Source organism: Flavobacterium fragile (assembly GCF_023634865.1).
Classification (GTDB): domain Bacteria; phylum Bacteroidota; class Bacteroidia; order Flavobacteriales; family Flavobacteriaceae; genus Flavobacterium; species Flavobacterium fragile.
This window is the reverse complement of sequence record NZ_JAMLJN010000008.1, coordinates 55280-77615: the sequence shown is the minus strand read 5'-3', so window position 1 is coordinate 77615 and position 22336 is coordinate 55280. Positions and strand designations below refer to the sequence as shown.

Annotated in this window: 21 protein-coding genes and 1 pseudogene; 16 read left to right on the top strand and 6 right to left on the bottom strand. The window is 33.2% G+C overall.

Annotated features, from left to right (window positions below; translation table 11 throughout):
* Positions 1 to 100 precede the first annotated feature (100 nt).
* A complete protein-coding gene (locus tag NAT47_RS10150; protein ID WP_250582416.1) occupies positions 101 to 919 on the top strand; it encodes a UbiA prenyltransferase family protein in 819 nt (272 codons plus the stop codon).
* Between the two features lie 37 nt (positions 920 to 956).
* Here NAT47_RS10150 and NAT47_RS10145 read toward each other — a convergent pair whose 3' ends face one another.
* From NAT47_RS10145 to NAT47_RS10130, 4 genes are all read right to left on the bottom strand, one after another.
* A complete protein-coding gene (locus NAT47_RS10145; RefSeq protein ID WP_250582414.1) occupies positions 957 to 2981 on the bottom strand; it encodes a M3 family metallopeptidase in 2025 nt (674 codons plus the stop codon).
* A 156-nt stretch (positions 2982 to 3137) separates the two neighbouring features.
* Positions 3138 to 3620: a 5-(carboxyamino)imidazole ribonucleotide mutase gene (gene purE / locus NAT47_RS10140; protein ID WP_250582412.1), complete on the bottom strand. Its 483-nt coding sequence runs from the start codon at positions 3618 to 3620 to the stop codon at positions 3138 to 3140.
* 65 nt (positions 3621 to 3685) lie between these two features.
* A complete protein-coding gene (locus NAT47_RS10135; protein ID WP_250582410.1) occupies positions 3686 to 4849 on the bottom strand; it encodes a 5-(carboxyamino)imidazole ribonucleotide synthase in 1164 nt (387 codons plus the stop codon).
* 73 nt (positions 4850 to 4922) lie between these two features.
* Positions 4923 to 5471: a hypothetical protein gene (locus tag NAT47_RS10130; RefSeq protein ID WP_250582408.1), complete on the bottom strand. Its 549-nt coding sequence runs from the start codon at positions 5469 to 5471 to the stop codon at positions 4923 to 4925.
* A gap of 96 nt (positions 5472 to 5567) precedes the next feature.
* On the opposite strand from NAT47_RS10130, the gene hpt reads away from it, so the two are divergent.
* From hpt to NAT47_RS10090, 8 genes are all read left to right on the top strand, one after another.
* A complete protein-coding gene (gene hpt / locus NAT47_RS10125; protein ID WP_250582406.1) occupies positions 5568 to 6098 on the top strand; it encodes a hypoxanthine phosphoribosyltransferase in 531 nt (176 codons plus the stop codon).
* Between the two features lie 48 nt (positions 6099 to 6146).
* Positions 6147 to 6722 carry an adenylate kinase gene (locus tag NAT47_RS10120; RefSeq protein WP_250582404.1) on the top strand — a complete coding sequence of 192 codons (576 nt, stop codon included), beginning with the start codon at positions 6147 to 6149 and terminating at the stop codon, positions 6720 to 6722.
* Between the two features lie 170 nt (positions 6723 to 6892).
* Positions 6893 to 8116 (top strand): hemolysin family protein, encoded by a 1224-nt coding sequence (locus NAT47_RS10115; protein WP_250582475.1) that lies wholly within the window; start codon positions 6893 to 6895, stop codon positions 8114 to 8116.
* A 146-nt stretch (positions 8117 to 8262) separates the two neighbouring features.
* Complete coding sequence (gene obgE / locus NAT47_RS10110; RefSeq protein WP_250582473.1) at positions 8263 to 9273, top strand: GTPase ObgE; 1011 nt, start codon at positions 8263 to 8265, stop codon at positions 9271 to 9273.
* 179 nt (positions 9274 to 9452) lie between these two features.
* Positions 9453 to 11600, top strand: a complete 2148-nt coding sequence (locus NAT47_RS10105) for a S46 family peptidase (RefSeq protein WP_250582402.1) — start codon at positions 9453 to 9455, stop codon at positions 11598 to 11600.
* Positions 11601 to 11691: 91 nt separating this feature from the next.
* A complete protein-coding gene (locus NAT47_RS10100) occupies positions 11692 to 12381 on the top strand; it encodes a tetratricopeptide repeat protein (protein ID WP_250582400.1) in 690 nt (229 codons plus the stop codon).
* Between the two features lie 69 nt (positions 12382 to 12450).
* Complete coding sequence (locus NAT47_RS10095) at positions 12451 to 13806, top strand: UDP-N-acetylmuramate--L-alanine ligase (RefSeq protein ID WP_250582398.1); 1356 nt, start codon at positions 12451 to 12453, stop codon at positions 13804 to 13806.
* Positions 13807 to 13820: 14 nt separating this feature from the next.
* Positions 13821 to 14270, top strand: coding sequence for a hypothetical protein (locus NAT47_RS10090; RefSeq protein ID WP_250582396.1), 450 nt, complete (start codon positions 13821 to 13823; stop codon positions 14268 to 14270).
* On the opposite strand, the gene NAT47_RS10085 is transcribed toward NAT47_RS10090, so the two are convergent.
* Positions 14254 to 14901 carry a DUF1287 domain-containing protein gene (locus NAT47_RS10085; protein ID WP_250582394.1) on the bottom strand — a complete coding sequence of 216 codons (648 nt, stop codon included), beginning with the start codon at positions 14899 to 14901 and terminating at the stop codon, positions 14254 to 14256. The genes NAT47_RS10090 and NAT47_RS10085 overlap by 17 nt on opposite strands.
* Positions 14902 to 15050: 149 nt before the next feature.
* On the opposite strand from NAT47_RS10085, the gene radC reads away from it, so the two are divergent.
* The 7 genes and pseudogenes from radC (at position 15051) to NAT47_RS10050 (ending at position 21015) form a co-directional block, all read left to right on the top strand.
* A complete protein-coding gene (radC, locus tag NAT47_RS10080) occupies positions 15051 to 15734 on the top strand; it encodes a RadC family protein (RefSeq protein WP_250582392.1) in 684 nt (227 codons plus the stop codon).
* A 157-nt stretch (positions 15735 to 15891) separates the two neighbouring features.
* Positions 15892 to 16551, top strand: a pseudogene (locus tag NAT47_RS10075) (superoxide dismutase); the annotation flags it as partial.
* 466 nt (positions 16552 to 17017) lie between these two features.
* A complete protein-coding gene (locus tag NAT47_RS10070; protein WP_250582390.1) occupies positions 17018 to 17647 on the top strand; it encodes an ABC transporter ATP-binding protein in 630 nt (209 codons plus the stop codon).
* Entirely contained in the window at positions 17644 to 18903 is a 1260-nt protein-coding gene (locus NAT47_RS10065) for an ABC transporter permease (protein ID WP_250582388.1), read from the top strand. The genes NAT47_RS10070 and NAT47_RS10065 overlap by 4 nt, the downstream gene beginning before the upstream one ends.
* A complete protein-coding gene (locus tag NAT47_RS10060; protein WP_250582387.1) occupies positions 18896 to 19384 on the top strand; it encodes a hypothetical protein in 489 nt (162 codons plus the stop codon). Before NAT47_RS10065 ends, NAT47_RS10060 begins: the two co-directional genes overlap by 8 nt.
* Positions 19385 to 19582: 198 nt before the next feature.
* Complete coding sequence (locus NAT47_RS10055; RefSeq protein WP_250582385.1) at positions 19583 to 20275, top strand: YjjG family noncanonical pyrimidine nucleotidase; 693 nt, start codon at positions 19583 to 19585, stop codon at positions 20273 to 20275.
* A gap of 2 nt (positions 20276 to 20277) precedes the next feature.
* Positions 20278 to 21015, top strand: coding sequence for a hypothetical protein (locus NAT47_RS10050; protein WP_250582383.1), 738 nt, complete (start codon positions 20278 to 20280; stop codon positions 21013 to 21015).
* Between the two features lie 17 nt (positions 21016 to 21032).
* Here NAT47_RS10050 and NAT47_RS10045 read toward each other — a convergent pair whose 3' ends face one another.
* Complete coding sequence (locus NAT47_RS10045) at positions 21033 to 22322, bottom strand: replication-associated recombination protein A (RefSeq protein WP_250582381.1); 1290 nt, start codon at positions 22320 to 22322, stop codon at positions 21033 to 21035.
* Between the last annotated feature and the right edge of the window lie 14 nt (positions 22323 to 22336).

Here is a 22336-nt window from a genome sequence, read left to right as displayed (position 1 = left end):
GTAATTATTAATCTTGTAATTTTTTGTTTTTAAAATGTGAAATTTTGTGATTTTATCAACTAATTTCAAGTCTTATTAACAGATTGATTAATTTTGTTGAATGGTGATTGTAAAGAAAATTCTCGATTTTTATATCAATAGTAGTTTGCACGTGGCATTATCGGCTTTTGCGTTGGTGTCCATGACGCAATATTTCTTTGATGTTAAGGATGATTTTTCGGTAGCTTTATTTGCTTTTTTTGGAACTGTAGTTGGTTATAATTTTGTGAAGTATGATGCCATTGCAAGGTTAAACAAAACCGAAATCAAAAAAGAGCTCAAAATCATCGTTTTTTTGAGTTTTATTTCTTTGTTGGCTTGTTTTTACTTTTTCTTTCAATTGAGTTGGGAATCAAAACTAAGTGCTGTTGCTTTTTTTGGACTAACACTTTTATACACATTACCTTTTTTTCCAAACAAACAAAATGCTCGAAATTGGAAAGGCGTAAAAATTTACATCGTTGGAATTACTTGGGTAGGAGTAACCGTGATTTTACCTTTAGTAGAAGCTGAAATTCCGTTTTCGAATGATGTATTCTTGATGGCTTTACAACGATTCTTACTGATTTTTTCTATGGTATTGGTTTTTGATATTGTTGATGTTAAAGAAGATGATATCCATTTGCAAACTGTTCCACAGAAAATAGGGGTGGAGCTGACTAAGAAATTGGGTTATGCTTTGTTGTTATTGCTCTTGATTTCTGAATTTTTCTATACGAATAACCATCACTTTTTGCCCTTCTTTTTTAAGCTTTTGGTATGTGGAACGATTGCTATTTTTCTCTTTTTTGCGAATGAAAACCGTTCCAGATATTACGCATCTTTTTGGTTAGAAAGTGTTCCTATTTTGTGGTGGTTGGTGTTGGTGGTAATAGAATAAACCTGACAGGTTTCGAAAACCTGTCAGGTTTGATATTTTACAAAAGCCCAGCTCTCTTCAACAACGCTTCCACTTTCGGTTCTTGACCACGAAACTTTTTATACAATTCCATCGGCAATTCCGTGCCGCCTTTTGAAAGTACGTTGTCTTTGAATTTGGTTGCGACTTCTTTGTTGAAAATGCCTTTTTCTTGGAAATACGCAAACGCATCGGCATCTAAAACTTCCGCCCATTTGTAGCTGTAATATCCTGAAGAATATCCGCCTTGAAATATATGTGAAAACGAAGTACTCATGCAATTTTCTTCTACATCTGGATATAACGATGCAATCTCCATTGCTTGTTTTTCAAAGGCTTTTACATCAGCAATAGTTTGCGATTTTCCATGATACGCCATGTCTAAAATTCCGAAACTCAATTGTCTTAAAGTCGCCATTCCTTCTAAGAAACTTGCACTTTCTTTAATTTTTTCTACATAGTGCTGCGGAATAATTTCGCCCGTTTCGTAATGTTTGGCAAATAAAGCCAATGCTTCTGGTTCGTAACACCAGTTTTCCATCACTTGACTCGGTAATTCCACAAAATCCCAATACACCGAAGTTCCTGATAAACTTGGATAAGTTGTATTCGCTAACATACCGTGTAAAGCGTGCCCAAATTCGTGAAACAATGTTGTAACTTCGTTGAAAGTCAATAATGATGGTTTTGTTTCAGTTGGCGGTGTGAAATTACACACGATAGAAACATGTGGTCTTTCGTTGATTCCATCCTTTATATATTGTGGTTTGTATGATGTCATCCAAGCGCCATTTCGTTTTCCTTTTCTTGGGAAGAAATCCGAATAGAAAACAGCGACTAATTGTCCTTCGAAATCCAATACTTCAAAAGTCTGAACGTCTTCGTGGTATTTGTCAATATCAAAAACTTCTTTGAATGTGATTCCGAATAACTTTTCTGCAATCGTGAAAGCGCCGTTCAATACATTTTCTAATTTGAAATACGGTTTTAACAACTCATCATCCAAACTGAATAATTTTTGTTTAAATTTTTCCGAATAATAAGCGCCGTCCCATTTTTCTAATTGGTCAATTTCGTCTAATGCTGCCGCGAAAGCTGTTAATTCAGCAAACTCTTTTTGAGCCGCTGGTTTTGCTTTTTCTAATAAATCATTTAAAAACGATTGTACTTTTTCTGGATTTTGAGCCATTCGTTCTTCTAAAACAAAATGCGAATGTGATTCATAACCCAATAAATTAGCACGCTTGTGACGTAATTCCACAATACGTTTTACATTTTCTTGGTTATCGAATTCGTTATTCTGAAATGCTTTTTTTCCAGCTGCGATGGTAATTTCTTTTCGTAATTCACGATTCTCGACATAAGTTACAAAAGGCAAATAACTTGGAAAATCCAAAGTAAAAACCCAACCTTCTAAGTTTTTCGATTTTGCCAAACTAGCCGCCATTTCTTTAGCGCCATCAGGCAAACCTTTTAAATCGGCTTCGTTGGTAATGTGTAATTGATAATTATTGGTTTCTGCCAAAACATTTTCTCCGAAAGTTAGTTTTATTTTGGCTAACTCGGTATCAATTTCGCGTAATTTTAATTTGTCTTCGTCATTAAGTAACGCACCATTTCTAGAAAAACCTTTGAATTTTTTATCTAATAATGTTGCTTGTTCAGTTGTTAAATTCAAAGTGTCTTTTTGATCATAAACGGCTTTTACTCGTTTGAATAAGTCTTCGTTCAAAGCAATATCGTTACTAAATGCTGTAAGTAAAGGCGAAACTTCTTGCGCAATTTTTTGCATTTCATCACAAGTTTCGGCCGAATTCAAATTGAAGAAAATATTCGATAAACGATCTAATTGCTCTCCAGAATAATCCAAAGCTTCGATTGTATTAGAAAAAGTTGGTGCATTTGGATTTTTAATTATTGTATCAATTTCTTCTTTTGCTAATTCAATTGTTTTTTGAAAAGCTTCTTTATAATCTGAAAGTTTAATCTTACTAAAAGGCGCTGTGTTGTGTTTTGTGTCAAATTTTTTTAAAAAAAGTGTCATAAAAATTTGTTTTTATCGATAAAGTGTATAATTTTGTCGATGAAATGATTTGCGAATCTCATTTCATTCCAAATAAGAGAGAGTAGAATTTTTTATAGTTGTCACTTAATTGTGAGTAGAGACCCCAAAATAATACTATTTTGGGGTTTTCTGTTTTTATTTCAATCCTTCCGAAGCTTTTAAAACGGCTTGTTTTAGTCCTTCTTTGTAAGTAATGATTTTATCTAAAACACATTTATCAGAACTTCCGATAATTTGTGCAGCTAAGATTCCAGCGTTTTTAGCGCCATTTAATGCAACAGTTGCCACAGGAACTCCGCCAGGCATTTGTAAAATCGATAAAACCGAATCCCATCCATCAATAGAATTACTCGATTTTACAGGAACGCCAATTACAGGAAGTGGCGACATAGAAGCAACCATTCCAGGTAAGTGAGCCGCACCACCAGCTCCAGCAATAATTACTGAAATACCTCTTTCATGCGCATTTTTACTAAAATCAAATAATTTTTCAGGTGTTCTGTGTGCCGAAACAATATCTACTTCGGTTTCAATATCAAATCCTTTTAATATGTCGATGGCTTCTTGCATTACTGGCATATCCGAAATGCTTCCCATTATGATGGCTACTTTGCTCATTTTTTATAGTTTCAAGTTTAAGGTTTCAAGTTAATTTAGTTTTTAAAAATACCAAATTCGACTGATCACTGTGACTGATCACTGATTACTCGTAAAGAATTCTTCACTTCTTCAGCAATTCTTCTTGCTTCCGTCATATCTTCATTTACAATGGTAACGTGACCCATTTTTCGGAAAGGTCTAGTTTCTCTTTTACCGTAAATATGTGGTGTTACGCCATCAATTGCCATGATTTTCTCTATGTTTTCGTAAATTACTTGTCCAGAATACCCTTCTTCACCTACCAAATTTACCATAATTCCGGCAACTTTGCTATCGGTATTTCCTAAAGGTAAGTTTAAAATCGCGCGTAAATGGTTTTCGAATTGTGAAGTATAACTCGCTTCAATCGAATAATGTCCCGAATTATGTGGGCGAGGAGCGACTTCGTTTACCAAAATTTCATCGTCTTCAGTTTGGAACATTTCCACAGCTAATAAACCAACGTGATTGAAAGCTTCTGAAACTTTCAAAGCAACTTCCGTAGCTTTTTGCGCTACTTTTTCATCAATTCGAGCCGGACAAATTACATATTCCACTTGATTTGCTTCTGGATGAAATTCCATTTCTACTACGGGATAGGTTTTCACTTCACCAGAAACCGAACGCGCTACAATTACTGCTAATTCATTTTTGAATGGAACCATTTCTTCAGCAATGCATTCTACATCAGGAAGTTTTACCAAATCTAAAGCAGAGCGACAAATTTTAACACCATTTCCGTCGTATCCAAATTGCGCACATTTCCAAACAAACGGAAATTCTAATTCGTCTTTTGATAACGCGTTTCTTAAATCGTTCAAATCCACAAATCGTTGGTGTGGCGAAGTGAGAATATCGTTAGCAACGTAATAATCTTTTTGTTTTCCTTTGTTTTGAATCAAACGTAAGGTTTTTGGCGAAGGGTAAATAGGTAATCCTTCTGCTTTCAATTTATCTAAAGCATCTAGGTTTACATTTTCAATTTCTATGGTTAACAAATCGACCATTTTACCAAATTGGTAAACGGTGTCAAAATCCATTAAACTGCCTTTGTAAAATCCGTTGCAACTGTATCGTGCTGGAGCTTCTTCACTTGGTTCTAAAACTAAAGATTGGATATCGAATTTTCGAGTTTCGGTCAAAAGCATTTTTCCTAATTGACCTCCTCCTAAAATTCCTAATTTAAAATCAGAAGAAAAATAATTCATTTTGTAGTGTTGTTGTTTGTGTCGCAAAGATACTCAGACAATTGATAATTAACAATTGATAATTAACAATTTGTTACTTGTTGAGTTTTTTCAAAAGATTTCGAGTTGCCGCTTGGTAAGCCGCGGAATGATTTGAATAATCTTGAGAAATAATCGTTTTTAATTCTTCGTGAACCCAGTCGTATTTTTTTCCAAACACAAAAAGAGCTTTCATCGCATACACTTTTGCAGCAACTTTTTCGTCTTGAATTAACCGATCAATTAAGGCTTCTATTAAATTATGTTCTTGTTCTTGAGTGAGAGAAATGCCATTTTTTCTGTGATTGCTTTTTGCTAAGAACATACAAATTTTAGTAGCAGGTCGAATGGCGGAATCGACTTTTAATTTGGGTAAAACTTCACAAAATAAATCGATATACGGTACAAAAAGTTTTAATTTTTTCTCGCAAACGATTTCTAAACTCCAAAAAGCTTTTACATGATTTTCATTTTCTATGTCGAATGCAATTTCAATGAATTCGTTTAGTAGGTTTTCGTGGCGAATAATGAAATTACTCAAAGAAACCCGACTTTTTCGATGAGCGGTGCTTTGGCTAATTTTGGCTACTAAATCAGTTTTCATTTGGTAAATATATCAAATTTGCAAAAAAGTCAAAATACTTTAGACCTATTCGTTTGACTTTCTTAAATTTGTTGTTTATTTCAAAACCTAAACAAAGTGATACAACTACACGATAAAAAATTTGAAGTTTTTATTTCGGGAGAGGAAATTAACTTCGCCATTGAAAACATGGCCAAACAAATTGAAGACGATTTTTGCGATGATGTTCCTGTTTTCATTGGAGTTTTAAACGGTTCTTTTATGGTTGTGGCCGACTTATTGAAAAAATACAGTCACAACTGCGAAGTTTCTTTTGTAAAAATGGCTTCTTATGAAGGCACACAAACAACAAATGAAGTTAAAGAATTGATCGGTTTAAACCAAAATTTAGAAGGTCGTTCTGTGATTATTGTGGAGGATATTGTAGACACGGGTAACACAGTTGAGGAATTAAAATCAATTTTAAAACATCATAATGTGAAGCATTTTAAGATTGCCACTTTATTCTTAAAACCAGAAGCTTACAAGAAAGACATTAAACTAGATTATGTAGGAATTCGAATTCCAAATAAATTCATCGTAGGATACGGTTTGGATTACGATGGTTTAGGTAGAAACTTGAAAGATGTTTATCAGCTTTCAGAATAAAATAAGAAATTCGATCAAAGATTTTTAAAATATAACACAACAAGAGCAATGATTAATATCGTATTATTTGGAAAACCTGGTGCAGGAAAAGGAACTCAAGCTGATTTTTTGAAACATAAATATAACTTAGTGCATTTGTCAACAGGTGATATTTTTAGATTTAATATTAAAAACGATACAGAACTTGGAAGATTAGCTAAGACTTATATGGATAATGGAGACTTGGTTCCAGATGAAGTTACAATTCAAATGTTACAAAGTGAAGTGGATAAAAATCCTCAAGCAGCTGGCTTTTTATTTGATGGTTTTCCAAGAACTATTGCACAAGCAGAAGCTTTGGATAAATTTTTAGCAGGAAAAAATCAGAAAATTACAGCTACTGTAGCTTTGGAAGCAAACGATGAAATTTTAGTACAACGTTTATTAGAAAGAGGTAAAACTTCCGGTAGACCAGACGACCAAGATGAAGAAAAAATCAGAAATCGTTACCAAGAGTATAATGAAAAAACAGCTCCTTTGATGGATTTTTACAAAGCCCAACACAAATTTTACGCTGTCGATGGTATTGGTTCTATCGAAGAAGTTACCGAGAGGTTAAGTTTGGTTTTAGATACATTTAAATAATATAAAAAAAGGCCTGAGAGATAAATTTCGGGCTTTCATTTTTTTTTTAGATATTTGCAAGCAGAAAAGGAGCTATTTCCGAAAATCGGAATGTTGCTCTTTTTTTGTAATTTTAGACTATGGAAATTTTAATTATTCTTTTTCTTATTGTTTTGAATGGCGTTTTTTCGATGTCGGAAATCGCTTTGATTTCGGCTCGTAAAAATCGATTAGAAACAGCGGCAAAGAAGGGAAATAAGAATGCTAAAACAGCGCTGGATTTAGCCAATTCACCCAACGAATTTTTATCAACCGTTCAAATTGGTATTACTTTAATTGGGATTTTGACGGGTATTTATTCGGGAGATAAGATCACAACTGATGTTCAAAATTTTATTTCAGGTTTTGAGTCTCTTGAGCCTTATTCTGAATCTATTGCTGTGGGAATAGTGGTAGTGGTTTTAACTTTTTTTTCATTGGTATTGGGTGAATTATTACCAAAACGTATCGGATTAAATTATCCCGAAAGCATTGCAAAATCGGTAGCAGTGCCAATGAAGTTAATTTCCACAATTACAATGCCTTTTATTTGGTTACTAACCACATCAACCGATTTTCTTCTTAAAATTCTACAAATAAAACCAACAGCTGATGGTAAAGTTACTGAGGAAGAAATCAAGGCAATCATCAAAGAAGGAACAGAAGTTGGTGAAGTTCAAGAAATCGAACAAGATATTGTAGAGCGTGTTTTTCACATTGGAGATAGAAAGGTGAATTCGTTAATGACACATAGAAAGTCAATTGTATATTTGTCTTATGAAGATTCAATAGAAGAAATTAAAGCTAAAGTTTTAGACGAATTACACTCTGTTTACCCGGTTTGTGAAGATAATTTAGATGATGTTGAAGGTATCGTTTCATTGAAAGATTTATTTGCAAGCTTCGAACAAGGAAATTTTGATTTAAAGAAAATTACACAAGAGCCTGTATATTTAATAGAACATACTTCAGCCTATAAAGCATTAGAAAACTTCAAAAACACAAAAGTTCACTATGCATTAGTTACTGATGAACATGGCGTATTTCAGGGAATTATTACGTTGAATGATATTTTGGAAGCATTAGTAGGTGATGCAGCAGATTTTTATGAAGATGAGTTTAAGTTAGTGGCAAGAGAAGATGGTTCGTGGTTAGTAGACGGGCATTATTCTCTTCATGATTTCTTAACTTATTTTGATATGGATGATTTAATTGGGGATTACGAGGTAACCACAGTAAGTGGTTTAATTGTTACTGAATTAGGAGTAATTCCAAAACAAGGACAAAAGTTAATTTGGAACAAACTAGAGTTCGAAGTTATCGATATGGACGGTGTTAAAATTGACAAAGTTTTAATTACCAATTTAAAAGAATAATAATTTAGTATTCAGTGTTCAGTATTTAGTAAGCAGATTTAAATATTGTTCATTGAGAATAATAAATTGTCGTCAGAAAATAAGTTTTTATTGGTTTAAGCAAATCATTGAAAAACTCAACACTGATGACTGAATACCAAAAAGAAATGACAGAAGGAAATTTTGTAGACTACGTAAAAATATATGTTTCTTCCGGAAAGGGAGGAAAAGGTTCGTCGCATTTACACAGAGAAAAATTTATTGAAAAAGGTGGGCCAGATGGTGGAGATGGAGGTCGCGGTGGACACGTATATATAAAAGGTAATAAAAACCTTTGGACCTTATTTCATTTGAAATTTTTGAAACACGTTCGTGCGGGTCATGGAGGTGATGGAGGGAGTTCAAGAAGTACGGGACATGATGGAGAAGATAAATACATTGAAGTACCATTAGGAACGGTTGTTAAAGATCAAGAAACGGGCGATGTTTTGTTCGAAATTACAGAGCACGATGAGGTCAAAATCTTAGCAGAAGGAGGAAAAGGAGGTTTAGGAAACTGGCATTTTAGAAGTGCTACCAATCAAACGCCACGTTATGCGCAACCTGGTATGCCGGTTAAAGAAGTAGATGTTACTTTAGAATTAAAAGTATTAGCAGATGTAGGTTTAGTAGGTTTTCCAAATGCTGGAAAATCCACCTTACTTTCTGTGTTAACTTCGGCAAAGCCAAAAATTGCGGATTATCCGTTTACGACTTTAAAACCTAATTTAGGAATTGTTGCTTACAGAGATTTTCAATCGTTTGTTATGGCAGATATCCCCGGAATTATTGAGGGCGCTGCCGAAGGAAAAGGTTTAGGACATTATTTTTTACGTCATATCGAACGTAATTCAACTTTGTTGTTTTTAGTTCCTGCTGATGCGGATGATATTAAGAAAGAATACGATATTTTGTTAGATGAATTACGCCGTTATAATCCTGAAATGTTGGATAAAGATCGTCTAGTTGTAATTTCAAAATGCGACATGTTAGATGATGAATTAAAAGCAGAATTAAAAAAACAATTGGATGAAGAATTAAAAGGAACACCTTATTTGTTTATTTCATCTGTTGCTCAACAAGGTTTACAAGAATTGAAAGATAAATTATGGCAGATGCTGAATGTTGAAGCAAAGTAATTTTAAAAAAAAAGTAACAAAAAGCACCTTTAATTTTAAGGTGCTTTTTGTTTTTAATGCAGTTTTTATAATAAAAAGTTAAAATTAGTTTAATCAATACCGATTTTAAAATGATAATTTTATCGAAAACGTATTTTTAAGTATATTCGCCACACAAATCAAATGAACACAGAATTATTATGAAAAAATTATTATTATTTGTCGTTTCTGCTATCATGCTTGTGCCAACTTCGGTAAAAGCAGATGAAGGAATGTGGTTTTTAATGTTCATTGAGCGTTTAAATCACCGCGACATGCAAAAAATGGGCTTGCAATTAACAGCCGAAGAAATTTACAGTATCAACAACCACAGTTTAAAAGATGCAATCGTACAATTTAATGGTGGATGTACTGCTGAAATGATTTCAAAAGACGGATTAGTTTTAACCAATCATCACTGTGGATATGATGCTATTGCAGAATTATCTTCAGCAGAAAAAAACTATTTAAAAAATGGGTATTGGGCAAAAAACAGAGCAGAAGAATTAAAACCATCAAGTTTATATGTACGTTTCTTTGTTCGTATGGACGATTGTACAAAAAGAATCTTGTCTGTTGTAAACCCTTCAATGAGCGAAGCGGATAGAGAAAAAGCTATCAATGCTGAAATCGCTAAAATTGAAAAAGAAAATAACGAGGGTGGAAAATATACGGTTTCTGTACGTCCATTTTTCCAAGGAAATGAATATTACTATTTCGTTTACCAAGATTATAAAGATGTTCGTTTAGTAGGAACTCCACCTGAAAGTTTAGGAAAATTTGGTGGTGATACAGACAACTGGGAATGGCCACGTCACACAGCAGATTTCTCTATGTTTAGAGTGTATGCTGATGCAAATGGAAATCCAGCGGAATATTCAACTAACAATGTTCCACTAAAACCAAAACATTATTTACCAGTAAACATCGGTGGAGTTAAAGAAAATGACTTCGCTATGATTTTAGGTTATCCAGGTAGAACAAACCGTTGGATGCCAGCAGGAGGAATTGAACAAAATGTAAAATATGCTTATCCAGCTTGGGTTGAAGGTTCAAAAGTAGGTATGGATAATATGAAAAAATATATGGTTCAATCAGAAGCTTTAAATCTTGTTTATGCTTCAAAATTTGCTGGTGTTGCTAACTATTGGAAAAACCGTCAAGGAATGATTGATGCGTTGACTAAATTTGGTACTGCAAAAACAAAAGCAGCTCAAGAAGCTAAATTCCATAAGTGGGCAAACAAACCTGCTAACAAAGCAAAATATGGTAATGTAGTGCCTACAATTAATAAATATTATGCAATGACGAATGAGAAATCTCGTCATGATAATTATTTACAACAATTATTTAGAACTTCTGCTTTTGGTACTATTGGAAGAACTTTAGGAAGACAATTAGATGCTTATGTTAAAGCAGATGCTGCTAAACGTGCTGAAATGGCTCCAGCTATTTTAGAAATGGTAGACGAAATGTATAAAGAGTTATATATTCCAGCAGAGAAAGATATTTTAGCAGCTCAATTGAGTTTATATTCAAAAAAAGCAGGATATACTTTAGCTCCAATGGTAGAAAAATTAGCTAAAGAAAACAATGGCGATTTCACTAAATATGTTAATGCAGCTTTCGATTTAAGTATTTTTACTTCAAAAGAAAAAGTAAAAGCATTTTTAGATTTACCAACAGAGGCTTTATTAGTAAATGATCCATTATTTGTTTTATCAAATGATTTAACAATGCATTTAGGAAAAAGAAGTGATGAGTTAATGAAAGCGCAAAACGATTTTGGTGCTTCTTTCCGTTTGTTAGTAGAAGGTTTGAGAGAATCTAAAATTGGAGAAATCAAATATCCAGATGCAAATTCAACATTACGTTTAACGTATGGAAAAGTTCGTTCTTTACCAGCTGACAAACGCAATGATGCAACAATTAATAACTACACTACATTAGCAGGTCAAGTTAAAAAATACAAAAAAGGCGATTTAGAATTTGATTTGCCTGCAAGAGTATTAGAAATGAATGCTAAAAAAGAGTTTGGTCGTTATGCAGATAAAGATGGTTCATTACACGTAAACTTCTTAACAGATAACGATATTACAGGAGGAAATTCAGGTTCGCCAGTTTTAAATGGAAAAGGAGAGTTAATCGGTTTGGCATTTGATGGAAATATTGAAGCTATGGCGGGTGACGTAATCTTTGATAAAAAATTACAAAGAACAATCAACGTTGATATTCGTTACGTATTGTGGGTGATTGAGAATTTCTCAGGAGCTAAACACATTGTTGACGAAATGACTATTGTGAAATAATTTTCAAATAAAATAACAATTAAAAACGACTTGAGTAATCAAGTCGTTTTTTTATTACAAAAATCCAAAATCATTTCACTATTTTTGAAAAATGAAAATTAAACAAATATTTTTTCTATTGCTTTCGTTTTCAGTTTTTTCACAATCAACTTTTGAAAAGGCGGAAAAATTGTATACTCAAAAAAAATATAACGAAGCCGAAAAATTATTTTTAGAACATTTGAAAGTACAACCCAATCATATTAAAACAATTGAATATCTTGGTGATATTGCAGGTTATCAAAAAGATTGGGATTCAGCTATCGTGTATTATAAAAGATTAAAAAGTAGTTATCCTCAAAATGCCAATTATTGGTTTAAATATGGTGGCGTCCTCGGAATGAAAGCTAAAGAATCCAATAAATTCAAAGCTTTAGGAATGATTGATGAAGTGGAAGCATCTTTTTTAATCGCTGCTAAATTGGATTCGAAACATATCGAAACCCGTTGGGCATTAGTGATGTTATACATTGAGCTACCAGGAATCATTGGTGGAAGCGAAAAAAAAGCACAAAAATATGCCGATGAATTAATGGCACTTTCAAAAGTTGATGGTTATCTGGCGAAAGGTCATATAGATGTGTATTTCAAGCGTTATGCAAAAGCTGAAATCCAGTATAAAAAAGCACACGAAATTGGGAATTCAAAAACTACTTTCGAAAAATTATATGACTTATATTTGAATAAGTTAAAAGATAAAGCAAAAGCGAATAAATTAAAAGAACAATTTGAAAACAAATAGTGTAATTGTTGAAATGTTGAATCGTTTAATCGATTTAACAAATTAACAGTTTAACAATTCAACATAAAAATGAGAACACATTTCATAGCCATCGGCGGAGCAGCCATGCACAATTTAGCATTAGCATTACATAACAAAGGATTTCACGTAACAGGTAGCGATGATGCTATTTTTGAACCTTCAAAATCGCGTTTGGAGAAAAAAGGATTGTTGCCAGCCGAAGAAGGTTGGTTTCCTGAAAAAATCACAACTGATATCGAAGCGATTATTTTAGGAATGCACGCTAAAGCGGATAATCCAGAATTATTGAAAGCACAAGAATTAGGCTTGAAAATTTATTCGTATCCTGAATTTTTATACGAACAATCGAAAAACAAAACCCGAGTGGTGATTGGTGGTTCACACGGAAAGACTACAATTACTTCTATGATTTTACATGTAATGCATTATCACAATATTGAAGTGGATTATATGGTGGGGGCCCAATTGGAAGGTTTTGATACGATGGTGCATTTAACCGAAGATAATGATTTTATTGTTTTGGAAGGTGATGAATATTTGACTTCTCCAATTGATTTGCGACCAAAATTCCATTTGTACCAACCGAATATTGCATTATTATCTGGAATTGCTTGGGATCATATCAACGTGTTTCCAACGTTTGATAATTATGTAGAACAATTCAGAATTTTTGCGAACCAAATCACGCGTGGTGGTATTTTGGTCTACAACGAAGAAGACGAAACCGTAAAAGCAGTAGCCGAAGGAACCGAAAATCCTATCCGAAAAATTGCGTATCAAACACCAAGTTACACAGTTGAAAACGGAACCACGTTGCTAGATACGCCAGAAGGTTCAATGCCAATTGAAGTTTTCGGGGCACACAATCTAAGCAATTTAGCCGGTGCCAAATGGATTTGCCAATGCATGGGAGTAGACGAAGCCGAATTTTACGAAGCAATCGCTAGTTTCAAAGGTGCTTCTAAACGATTAGAAAAAATTGCCGAAAGTGCAAATAAAGTTGCTTATAAAGATTTTGCACATTCGCCAAGTAAAGTTGCTGCTACCACAAAAGCCGTAAAATCACAATATCCAGATAGAAAATTAGTTGCTTGTTTAGAATTGCATACCTACAGCAGTTTAAATGCCGAGTTCTTAAAAGAATACCAAGGCGCTTTAGACGCAGCCGATGTTGCAGTTGTGTTCTATTCGCCCGATGCAGTTAAAATCAAGCGTTTGGAAGAAGTAACCTATGACCAAATCGCACAATCGTTCCAAAGAGAAGATTTGATTATTTATACCAATCCAACAGAATTTAAAGACTTTTTATTCAGCCAAAATTTAGATAATTCCGCTTTACTATTAATGAGTTCAGGAAATTACGGCGGATTGAATTTTGATGAGGTGAAAGGGTTAGTAAATTAGGATATCTGAATTTGATGAAGAACAAATTTAAGACATATTCGCTATTAAGTGAACTAAGTAATTCAACAAGAAGTAATGAAGAAGATTTTTTGATTTTAAAAGAGTTAAATGAGTCTATTCAAATTATTAGTAATTCTTTATGTGATGACTTTTTTCAGTTATTTGGAGAGAAGATAGAGGTTTCTAACTCTAAAATTTATTTCGATAATCCTGATTATAGACAAAGTTCATCTGCTTTCGTTTTTAAGGCAAATTTAGAAGCAAAAAAAGAAATTTCAATATATATAGAATGTTTAATTGACTTTCAAAAAATCTATTTAAGTTGTAGAAATGATTTAACTGAAATGAATAAAAATTATGTGTGTTTTTTTATTAAAAAGGCATATGGTTTTGAAGAAGTTGCCGAGTTAAGAAATATTAAAATTACTTGGTATGAAAAGTTGAAATTTACTTTCCATATCTAAAATGCCCCACAATTTTCCAACTCAACAAGCAATCTTCTAAAACTTGTCCGCTTCCTACGTTGTGGACAATCATTGGGTTGCCATTTCCTGATTTTATGTGCGTTACAATACCAATATGCGGTAATTTATCACCAATCATCCAAGTGACTAAATCACCTGTTTTGTAATCGTTTGAGTTTTGAGTTATGGGTAAACTTTCTCCTTTTCGAGCAAAGAAAACTTCTAAATTGGGAACCCTTCTGTGGTCGATGTTTTTATCGGTAGTTTTCAAACCCCATTTTTCTAAATTCGGATACAAAGAAAAGTTAGCTTTCATGTCTTCATGAACTTCTTTTTGCAAATCAATTCCTAATTTTCGATACGCTCGAATCAACACATCCGTGCAAACACCCGTTTTTGCCGGAACATCTCCATTCGGATATTTTATCCCAACATAATCCGGAGTGTAAACCACTTCAGGATCAATTATCGAAATCGCTGCATTGGAAAGTTTTTCATAGAAATCAGTTGGGTTTTCAATTGCTTTGATTTCTGTTTTTGATTCAATCTGTTGCGCAACTTTAGTTTTAATGGTTTCTTTTTTACAATTCAGAAATAAAAAAGACAATAAAATAATTCCAGTAAATTTCATAAGTTTGATTTTAATGAAAACGAAACTTTAGTTCAATTTAGTATTAATCATTCTAAAGTTTAGATAAAGTCTTCCATCACCCATCAATAATTTTGACATTCCAATTTTTTCAATTATTTTTGTTCTCATAAACGCCAAAATAAAATTTTATGTACACGCCAATCAACCAATGGGCCGAAGACGATCGCCCACGTGAAAAATTTCTTCTAAAAGGTAAATCCACCTTATCTGATTCCGAATTACTTGCTATCTTAATTGGTTCCGGTTCTCGAAATGAGAGCGCGGTGCAATTGTGCCAACGCATTTTAGCTTCCTCCGAAAACAATCTGAATACGTTAGGAAAAATGTCGGTTTCCCAACTCATGCAATTCAAAGGAATTGGTGAAGCCAAAGCTATTTCCATCGCCGCTGCATTAGAATTAGGACGAAGACGTAGAGCCGAAGAAGCCGTCGAACTCAAAAAAATCACTTCCAGTAAAGCAGTTTTCGATATCATGCAACCCATAATTGGCGAATTACCTCACGAAGAATTTTGGGTATTATATCTTAATAATTCCAATAAAGTCATCTACAAAGCCCAACTCTCAAAAGGCGGAATAACAGGAACTGTTGTGGATATTCGAATTATCTTCAAAATGGCATTCGAACAAAATGCAACGGGTTTAATTCTTTCCCACAATCACCCTTCTGGAAAATTAATCGCCAGTGAAGCCGATTTAAAAATCACAAAACGTATCAAAGAAGCAGGGCAAACCTTAGAAATTCAAGTTTTAGATCATCTTATCATTACTGAGAATGGGTATTTGAGTTTTCAGGATGAGGGGATTTTTTGATTTTTTTCTAAATACACAGAATCTATGTATTTAAAAAAACATACACTTAATTTTTCATTACAATCTTCGCGTTTAAATTAAGAATTATAGAAATTTTAAGATTTGGTAGTTTTTTATCTAATCGATTAGCCGTATTTTTATCAAAATTTAAAATATCATGAAACAAATAAAATTTTTAGTTGCTATACTTTTAGTAACTTTAACTGCATCAGCTCAGTTTACACAAAAAGCATTACCTTATGCATATAATGCTTTGGAGCCTTTTGTAGATGCGCAAACTATGGAAATTCATTATGGCAAGCATCACGCTGCTTATGTGAAAAATCTTAATACAGCTTTAGCAGGAACTGCAGATGGAAAATTAAGCTTAAACGAAATTTTTGCAAAGATTTCTACTTTGCCAGCGGCAGTTCGTAATAATGGTGGTGGACATTACAATCACGAGTTGTTTTGGTCTGTTTTAACATCTGAAAAAAACACTAAAATGTCAGCTGAATTAGAAAAAGCGGTAAATGAAACATTCGGAAGTTTAGATGGATTGAAAGAAAAATTAAATGCGGCTGGAGCAAGTCGTTTTGGTTCAGGTTGGGCTTGGTTGGTAGTGACGAAAGAGGGAAAATTAGTAGTAACTTCAACTCCAAATCAAGACAATCCGTTAATGGATATTGCTGAAGTAAAAGGAACACCGATCTTCGGAATCGACGTTTGGGAACATGCGTATTACTTAAAATATCAAAACAAACGTGCAGATTATTTATCGGCTATTTGGAATGTAGTAAACTGGACAGAAGTTAGTAAAAGATATAAAGCAGCGATGCCAAAACCTGATACTTTTGCTTCATGGCCAGAAATCAAAACGTTTCACAAAGTGATGTCGCAAACTTTCCATCCAAGTGAAGAAGGAAATTTACAACCAATTAAAGAAAGAAGTGCTGAAATGGCTGAAAAAGCAAATGCTTTAAAAATGGCTAAAATTCCAGCTGAATTCAATAAAAAAGCAATTGTTGCTGCAGTAAATAAATTAGCTAAAGACAGCAAAGCCTTAGATAAATTAGTGAAGTCTAAAGCTTCTGACGAAAAAATCACTAAAGCTTTAAATGGTTTACATGACACTTTCCATTCGATAGTAGGATTGTGTACGCATGATGAAGAATAATATTTAAGTCTAAAATATAATTGCCTTGTGATGAAAGTAAATCACAAGGTTTTTATTACAATTTATTTAAGAAATTTTTCTATCCAATTTCTTATCTTGCATCACTAAAATTAATGTTCGTTGAACTATGATTAGCACCAAAAACATCACTTTTTCCTACTCAAAAGACCAAATTTTTCACATGCCCGATTTGTACTGTGAAGCAGGAAGTACTTTGTTAATTACAGGTGATTCTGGAAAAGGGAAAACTACTTATTTACATATTTTAGGAGGTTTGTTAAAACCAAAATCAGGAACAATTGAAATCGATAAAACCGATATCGTTTCCCTTTCTGAAAAAGCAACTGATAAATTTCGTGGAAAGCACATTGGTGTGGTTTTTCAAAAATCACATTTTATTGGGGCGTTGACGGTTTTGGAAAATTTAGAAATGGCAAGTTGGTTAGCAACAGGTAAAAAACATACCAAACGTGCAAAGAAATTATTAGAACAATTGGGAATCGAAAACCAAGCGTCTAAATTACCATCGCAATTAAGTATTGGACAACAACAACGTGTTTCGATTGCTCGAGCGTTGATGAATGAACCAAAAGTATTGTTAGCTGATGAACCCACATCAAGTTTAGATGATAAAAATGCAGATAAAGTAATCGAATTGTTGACTTCATTATCGAAAGAATATAAAGCGGCTTTACTAATCGTTACGCACGACAACCGAATTAAAGAAAGATTTATCAATAAAATTACCTTGATATGATAGCAAAATTAGCATGGAAAAATATATGGTTCAAACCATTAAATACCATCTTGAGTGTTGTTTTGCTGACCTCAAGTGTTGCGATTATTACGACTTTAATCTTGGTCGAAAAGCAATTTGAAGAAAAATTTTCCAGTAATATTGACGGAGTTGATTTAGTAATGGGCGCACAAGGAAGTCCATTGCAATTGATTTTATCTGCAGTTTATCAAGTAGATGCTCCAACAGGAAATATTAGTTACGATTCGGCAAAAGTTTGGATGCAACATCCTTTTGTTCAAAAAGCAATTCCGTTAGCCTTTGGCGACAATTATCGTGGTTATAAAATCTTAGGAACAACACCCGATTATTTAGAAAAATACGGAGCCGAAATCTCCGAAGGAAAACTTTTTGAAAAGAATTTTGAAGTCGTAATTGGAAGTGATATTGCTCAAAAATTAAGCTTAAAAATTGGTGATGAGTTCTTCGGTTCACACGGTGATGCAGCTGAAGGAGAAGTTCATGAACATTACGCTTATAAAGTTGTGGGAATAGTAAAACCAACAGGCAAAGTTGTTGATAATTTGATTTTATGTACGATTCCAAGCGTTTGGCAAATGCACGGAAGTCATGGTGCAGAAGAAAATCCCGCTCACGGCGAAGAAGGTCATGTTCATGTAGAAGGCGAAGAACATCATGAAGAAGCAGACATGACTTTAGATGAACCTAGAATGGAAATTACAGCGGTTTTATTAAAATTCCGCAACAAAATGGGAATTGTAACTTGGCCTAGAATTATAGCACAAAACACAAAAATGCAAGTTGCTTCTCCAGCAATCGAAGTAAATCGTTTGTTTTCTTTATTTGGAATTGGGATTTCAGCATTACAATATTTAGCATACGGAATTATGCTGATTTCAGGAATTTCTATTTTCATAGCGCTTTACAATACATTAAAAGAACGTAAAAACGAATTTGCTTTAATGCGTGTCAACGGTGCTAAAAGATTACAACTTCTTAAAGTAGTAATGATTGAAAGTTTGCTTTTATGTGTGGTTGGATTTGTTTTTGGTACGATTTTGGGAAGAGTGGGATTAAGTATGTTGTCGAATTCGGCAGAAGAAGATTTCAAAATGAGTTTTAATCCTTACGAATTTATTTGGGAGAAAGAAGGAACTTTATTTTTACTAACTATATTTGTGGGCTTTTTAGCGGCGGTTATTCCGGCGGTCAAAGCTTATAATTTAAACATTTCAAAAACATTAGCCAATGCGTAATTATATTAAATTAATTTTAGCTTTCGTAGTTTTTATTTCCTTAATGAGTTTCAGCGATTCTAAAACTACAACTATAAAATCTGTTGTAAAGACTTCGGTTGCAAATGATACCTTAACTTGGAAAATGTTGGGTGACATCAAATACACCAGAAAAAAACATGCAACTTATGGCGAAGTAGAATTTCCACAAGTTAATATGAAACTAAAAATGATGCAAAAGAAAACCGTTTACATGAGCGGATTTATCGTGCCAATTGACAACAAAAATTATGCGTTGAGTAAAAACGTATTTGCAGCTTGTTTCTTCTGTGGAAAATCGGGACCAGAAACTATTGCGGGTATTAAATTTAAAGGAACAACTCCAAAATTAAAAACCGATACTTATGTTACTTTAAAAGGGACCTTCAGATACAACGAAACCGATGTTGAAGATTGGATTTATCATATTGAAAATGCTGAAATTATATCGCAAAGTAAATAAACAGAAGCCCATTTGTTTGGGCTTTTTTTAATGACTCGACATACTAAATCTGAGCCCAGTTAAAGGACTACTGTCTGCTATACAAGGTGTCGTGCCATCTGGGCTTGAATAAGCTTGGCTAAGAAATAAGTAGCATATTAAAACAATCCCTAAATTCAAAATGGGTGACAATTTGAAAATTCGTATTAAAAAATAAAAATGAAACCATTCCATCATAAAAAGCATCTTTTTTTCGATTTAGATCACACGCTTTGGGATTTTGATAAGAATTCTGGATTTGCATTTGATACCATTTTTAAACAACAAGGATTTAATATTGAATTATCCGATTTTTTGAATATTTATATTCCAAGAAATCAATATTATTGGAAATTGTATCAAGACAATCAAATTACCCACGACGATTTACGTTACTATCGTTTAAAAGATGTTTTTGATGCATTACAAATTGAAATCTCCGATAATTTAATTCATCATCTATCAGATGAATATATCAAATATTTACCAGAATTTAATCATCTTTTTGATGGAGCAATTGAGTTGTTAGATTATTTAAAACCAAAGTATCAATTACATATTATAACCAATGGTTTTGCATCGGTTCAAACCAAAAAAATGAAGAATTCTAAAATCGATCATTATTTTGAAACGATCACAAATTCAGAAATGGCCGGTGTAAAAAAACCACATCGCAAAATATTTGATTTTGCCTTATCTTTGGCTAACGCTTTAAGAGAAGAAAGCTTAATGATAGGGGATAGCTATGAAGCTGATATCATGGGGGCTCTAGAGGCTGGGATTGAAGCTGTTTTTTTCAACGAGCAAAATATTGAAGTCGAAAATCCTGTTTTTCAGGTCAAACATTTATTAGAATTAAAAAATATATTATAGTTGTGAAGAAATCAGTTTTACTATTATTACTAATTGGATTTTCATTTTCATTTGCATTTGCTCAAGAAAATTATAAGTATATTATTGTTCCGTCACAATTTTCTTTTTTGGATGAGGCTAATAAATATGATTTAAATGAACTAACAAAGAAATTTTTTCAAAGTGAAGGTTTTGAGGTTTTTTATGATAATGAAAAATTTCCAGATGATTTACTAAGAAATAGATGCTTAGCTCTTTATGCTCTTCCAGTTGAAACCAATACTATGTTTTTAACTAAAATTTATTTTGAAATAAAAGATTGTACAAATAGTGTTTTATTAAAAAGTGAATTAGCATCTAGTAGAGAAAAAAATTATAAAAATGCTTACACTATTACTTTTAGACAAACGTTATCTTCTTTGAAAAATAAATTAAATTTTAAAACCGAAAATAATCTAGAAGCGGTAGTGCCTCCAAAAGAAGTCGTTGTAGTGTCAAATATTAATGACAACTTGAATAGTGGCGTAAAAATAGAAAGTTCAAATGACCAGCTATTTGCCATACCGATTAACAATGGTTTTAAACTTGTAAATGATACACCAGAAACCATGTTTATCTTGATGAAAACATCGGTTAGTAACACTTATTTTGCACAGAAAAGTGATAAATCTGGGGTTTTAATTAAGAAAAATGAGAATTGGTACTTCGAGTATTATGAAGGGGAAAAATTATTTTCAGAAAAGGTTGAAGTAAAGTTTTAATTTAACTTAGTTTCATGTTAATAACCATATTTGTCTTTCCAACGATTCTTTAAAAACTGACGTAATTCCTTTTCACGAGCATTTTCTCCTGGCTCAAAGAATTTTGTTTCGGAAATTTCGGTTGGTAAAAATTCTTGTTCGGCAAAGTTGTTTGGAAAATCATGAGAATATTTATATTCTTCTCCATAACCTAATTCTTTCATTAGCTTGGTTGGTGCATTTCTTAAATGAATTGGAACAGGTAAATCACCTGTTTGTTTTACGAGTTGTTGCGCTTTACCAATTGCCATATAACTAGCGTTACTTTTTGCTGAAGTTGCTAAATAAATTGCACATTGACTCAGAATTATTCTGCTCTCTGGATAACCAATTGTGGTAACGGCCTGAAACGTATTGTTAGCCATAATTAAAGCTGTTGGATTCGCATTTCCGATATCTTCACTAGCTAAAATCAGCATTCTTCGGGCAATGAATTTTACATCTTCACCACCTTCAATCATTCTAGCTAACCAATACACAGCGCCATTGGGGTCGCTTCCACGAATCGATTTTATAAAAGCTGAGACTATATCATAATGTTGTTCACCAGTTTTATCATACAACACGGTGTTTTTTTGAACCAATTGCATGACTCTCTCATTTGTGATCTCAATGGGTGCTGAGCTTGTCGAAGTATCGGTAGCATTAATAACTAATTCGAAAATGTTTAATAATTTTCTACCATCTCCGCCAGAAAGACGTAATAGAGCTTCGGTTTCTTTTAATTGGATATTTTTCTTTTGAAGTTCTACATCGGTTTTCATCGCACGATGCAATAAAGCTTCTAAATCTTCTTTGGTAAACGCATTCAAAACATAAACCTGACATCTTGACAATAAAGCGGGAATGACTTCAAAACTCGGATTTTCAGTGGTAGCACCAATTAAAGTAACCCAACCTTTTTCCACTGCTGCCAACAAAGAATCTTGTTGAGATTTAGAAAAACGATGAATCTCATCAATAAATAAAATTGGATTTTTTGCAGTGAATAAACCGCTACTTTGTTTCGCTTTTTCAATCACTTCACGAATATCTTTAACACCTGAATGTATCGCACTCAGTTGGTAAAACGGACGTTTACTTTCTTGCGCCATTATTTGTGCTAAGGTGGTTTTTCCTGTTCCTGGTGGTCCCCATAAAATCAAACTTGGAATTAATCCTTTGGCTATTTGTTGTATTAACGAGCCCTCAGGTCCAACTAAATGCAATTGGCTGATGTAATCCGATAATTGTTGTGGTCGAATGCGTTCTGCTAGTGGTTGATTCATGACGTAAAATTACA

What these genes read in the sequence shown, in the direction of transcription:
- NAT47_RS10150 (WP_250582416.1), top strand. Translation starts at nt 101, where the DNA reads ATGGTGATTGTAAAGAAAATTCTCGATTTTTATATCAATAGTAGTTTG.
- NAT47_RS10145 (WP_250582414.1), bottom strand. Translation starts at nt 2,981, where the DNA reads ATGACACTTTTTTTAAAAAAATTTGACACAAAACACAACACAGCGCCT.
- purE (WP_250582412.1), bottom strand. Translation starts at nt 3,620, where the DNA reads ATGAGCAAAGTAGCCATCATAATGGGAAGCATTTCGGATATGCCAGTA.
- NAT47_RS10135 (WP_250582410.1), bottom strand. Translation starts at nt 4,849, where the DNA reads ATGAATTATTTTTCTTCTGATTTTAAATTAGGAATTTTAGGAGGAGGT.
- NAT47_RS10130 (WP_250582408.1), bottom strand. Translation starts at nt 5,471, where the DNA reads ATGAAAACTGATTTAGTAGCCAAAATTAGCCAAAGCACCGCTCATCGA.
- NAT47_RS10120 (WP_250582404.1), top strand. Translation starts at nt 6,147, where the DNA reads ATGATTAATATCGTATTATTTGGAAAACCTGGTGCAGGAAAAGGAACT.
- NAT47_RS10115 (WP_250582475.1), top strand. Translation starts at nt 6,893, where the DNA reads ATGTCGGAAATCGCTTTGATTTCGGCTCGTAAAAATCGATTAGAAACA.
- obgE (WP_250582473.1), top strand. Translation starts at nt 8,263, where the DNA reads ATGACAGAAGGAAATTTTGTAGACTACGTAAAAATATATGTTTCTTCC.
- NAT47_RS10105 (WP_250582402.1), top strand. Translation starts at nt 9,453, where the DNA reads ATGAAAAAATTATTATTATTTGTCGTTTCTGCTATCATGCTTGTGCCA.
- NAT47_RS10100 (WP_250582400.1), top strand. Translation starts at nt 11,692, where the DNA reads ATGAAAATTAAACAAATATTTTTTCTATTGCTTTCGTTTTCAGTTTTT.
- NAT47_RS10095 (WP_250582398.1), top strand. Translation starts at nt 12,451, where the DNA reads ATGAGAACACATTTCATAGCCATCGGCGGAGCAGCCATGCACAATTTA.
- NAT47_RS10090 (WP_250582396.1), top strand. Translation starts at nt 13,821, where the DNA reads ATGAAGAACAAATTTAAGACATATTCGCTATTAAGTGAACTAAGTAAT.
- NAT47_RS10085 (WP_250582394.1), bottom strand. Translation starts at nt 14,901, where the DNA reads ATGAAATTTACTGGAATTATTTTATTGTCTTTTTTATTTCTGAATTGT.
- radC (WP_250582392.1), top strand. Translation starts at nt 15,051, where the DNA reads ATGTACACGCCAATCAACCAATGGGCCGAAGACGATCGCCCACGTGAA.
- NAT47_RS10070 (WP_250582390.1), top strand. Translation starts at nt 17,018, where the DNA reads ATGATTAGCACCAAAAACATCACTTTTTCCTACTCAAAAGACCAAATT.
- NAT47_RS10065 (WP_250582388.1), top strand. Translation starts at nt 17,644, where the DNA reads ATGATAGCAAAATTAGCATGGAAAAATATATGGTTCAAACCATTAAAT.
- NAT47_RS10060 (WP_250582387.1), top strand. Translation starts at nt 18,896, where the DNA reads ATGCGTAATTATATTAAATTAATTTTAGCTTTCGTAGTTTTTATTTCC.
- NAT47_RS10055 (WP_250582385.1), top strand. Translation starts at nt 19,583, where the DNA reads ATGAAACCATTCCATCATAAAAAGCATCTTTTTTTCGATTTAGATCAC.
- NAT47_RS10045 (WP_250582381.1), bottom strand. Translation starts at nt 22,322, where the DNA reads ATGAATCAACCACTAGCAGAACGCATTCGACCACAACAATTATCGGAT.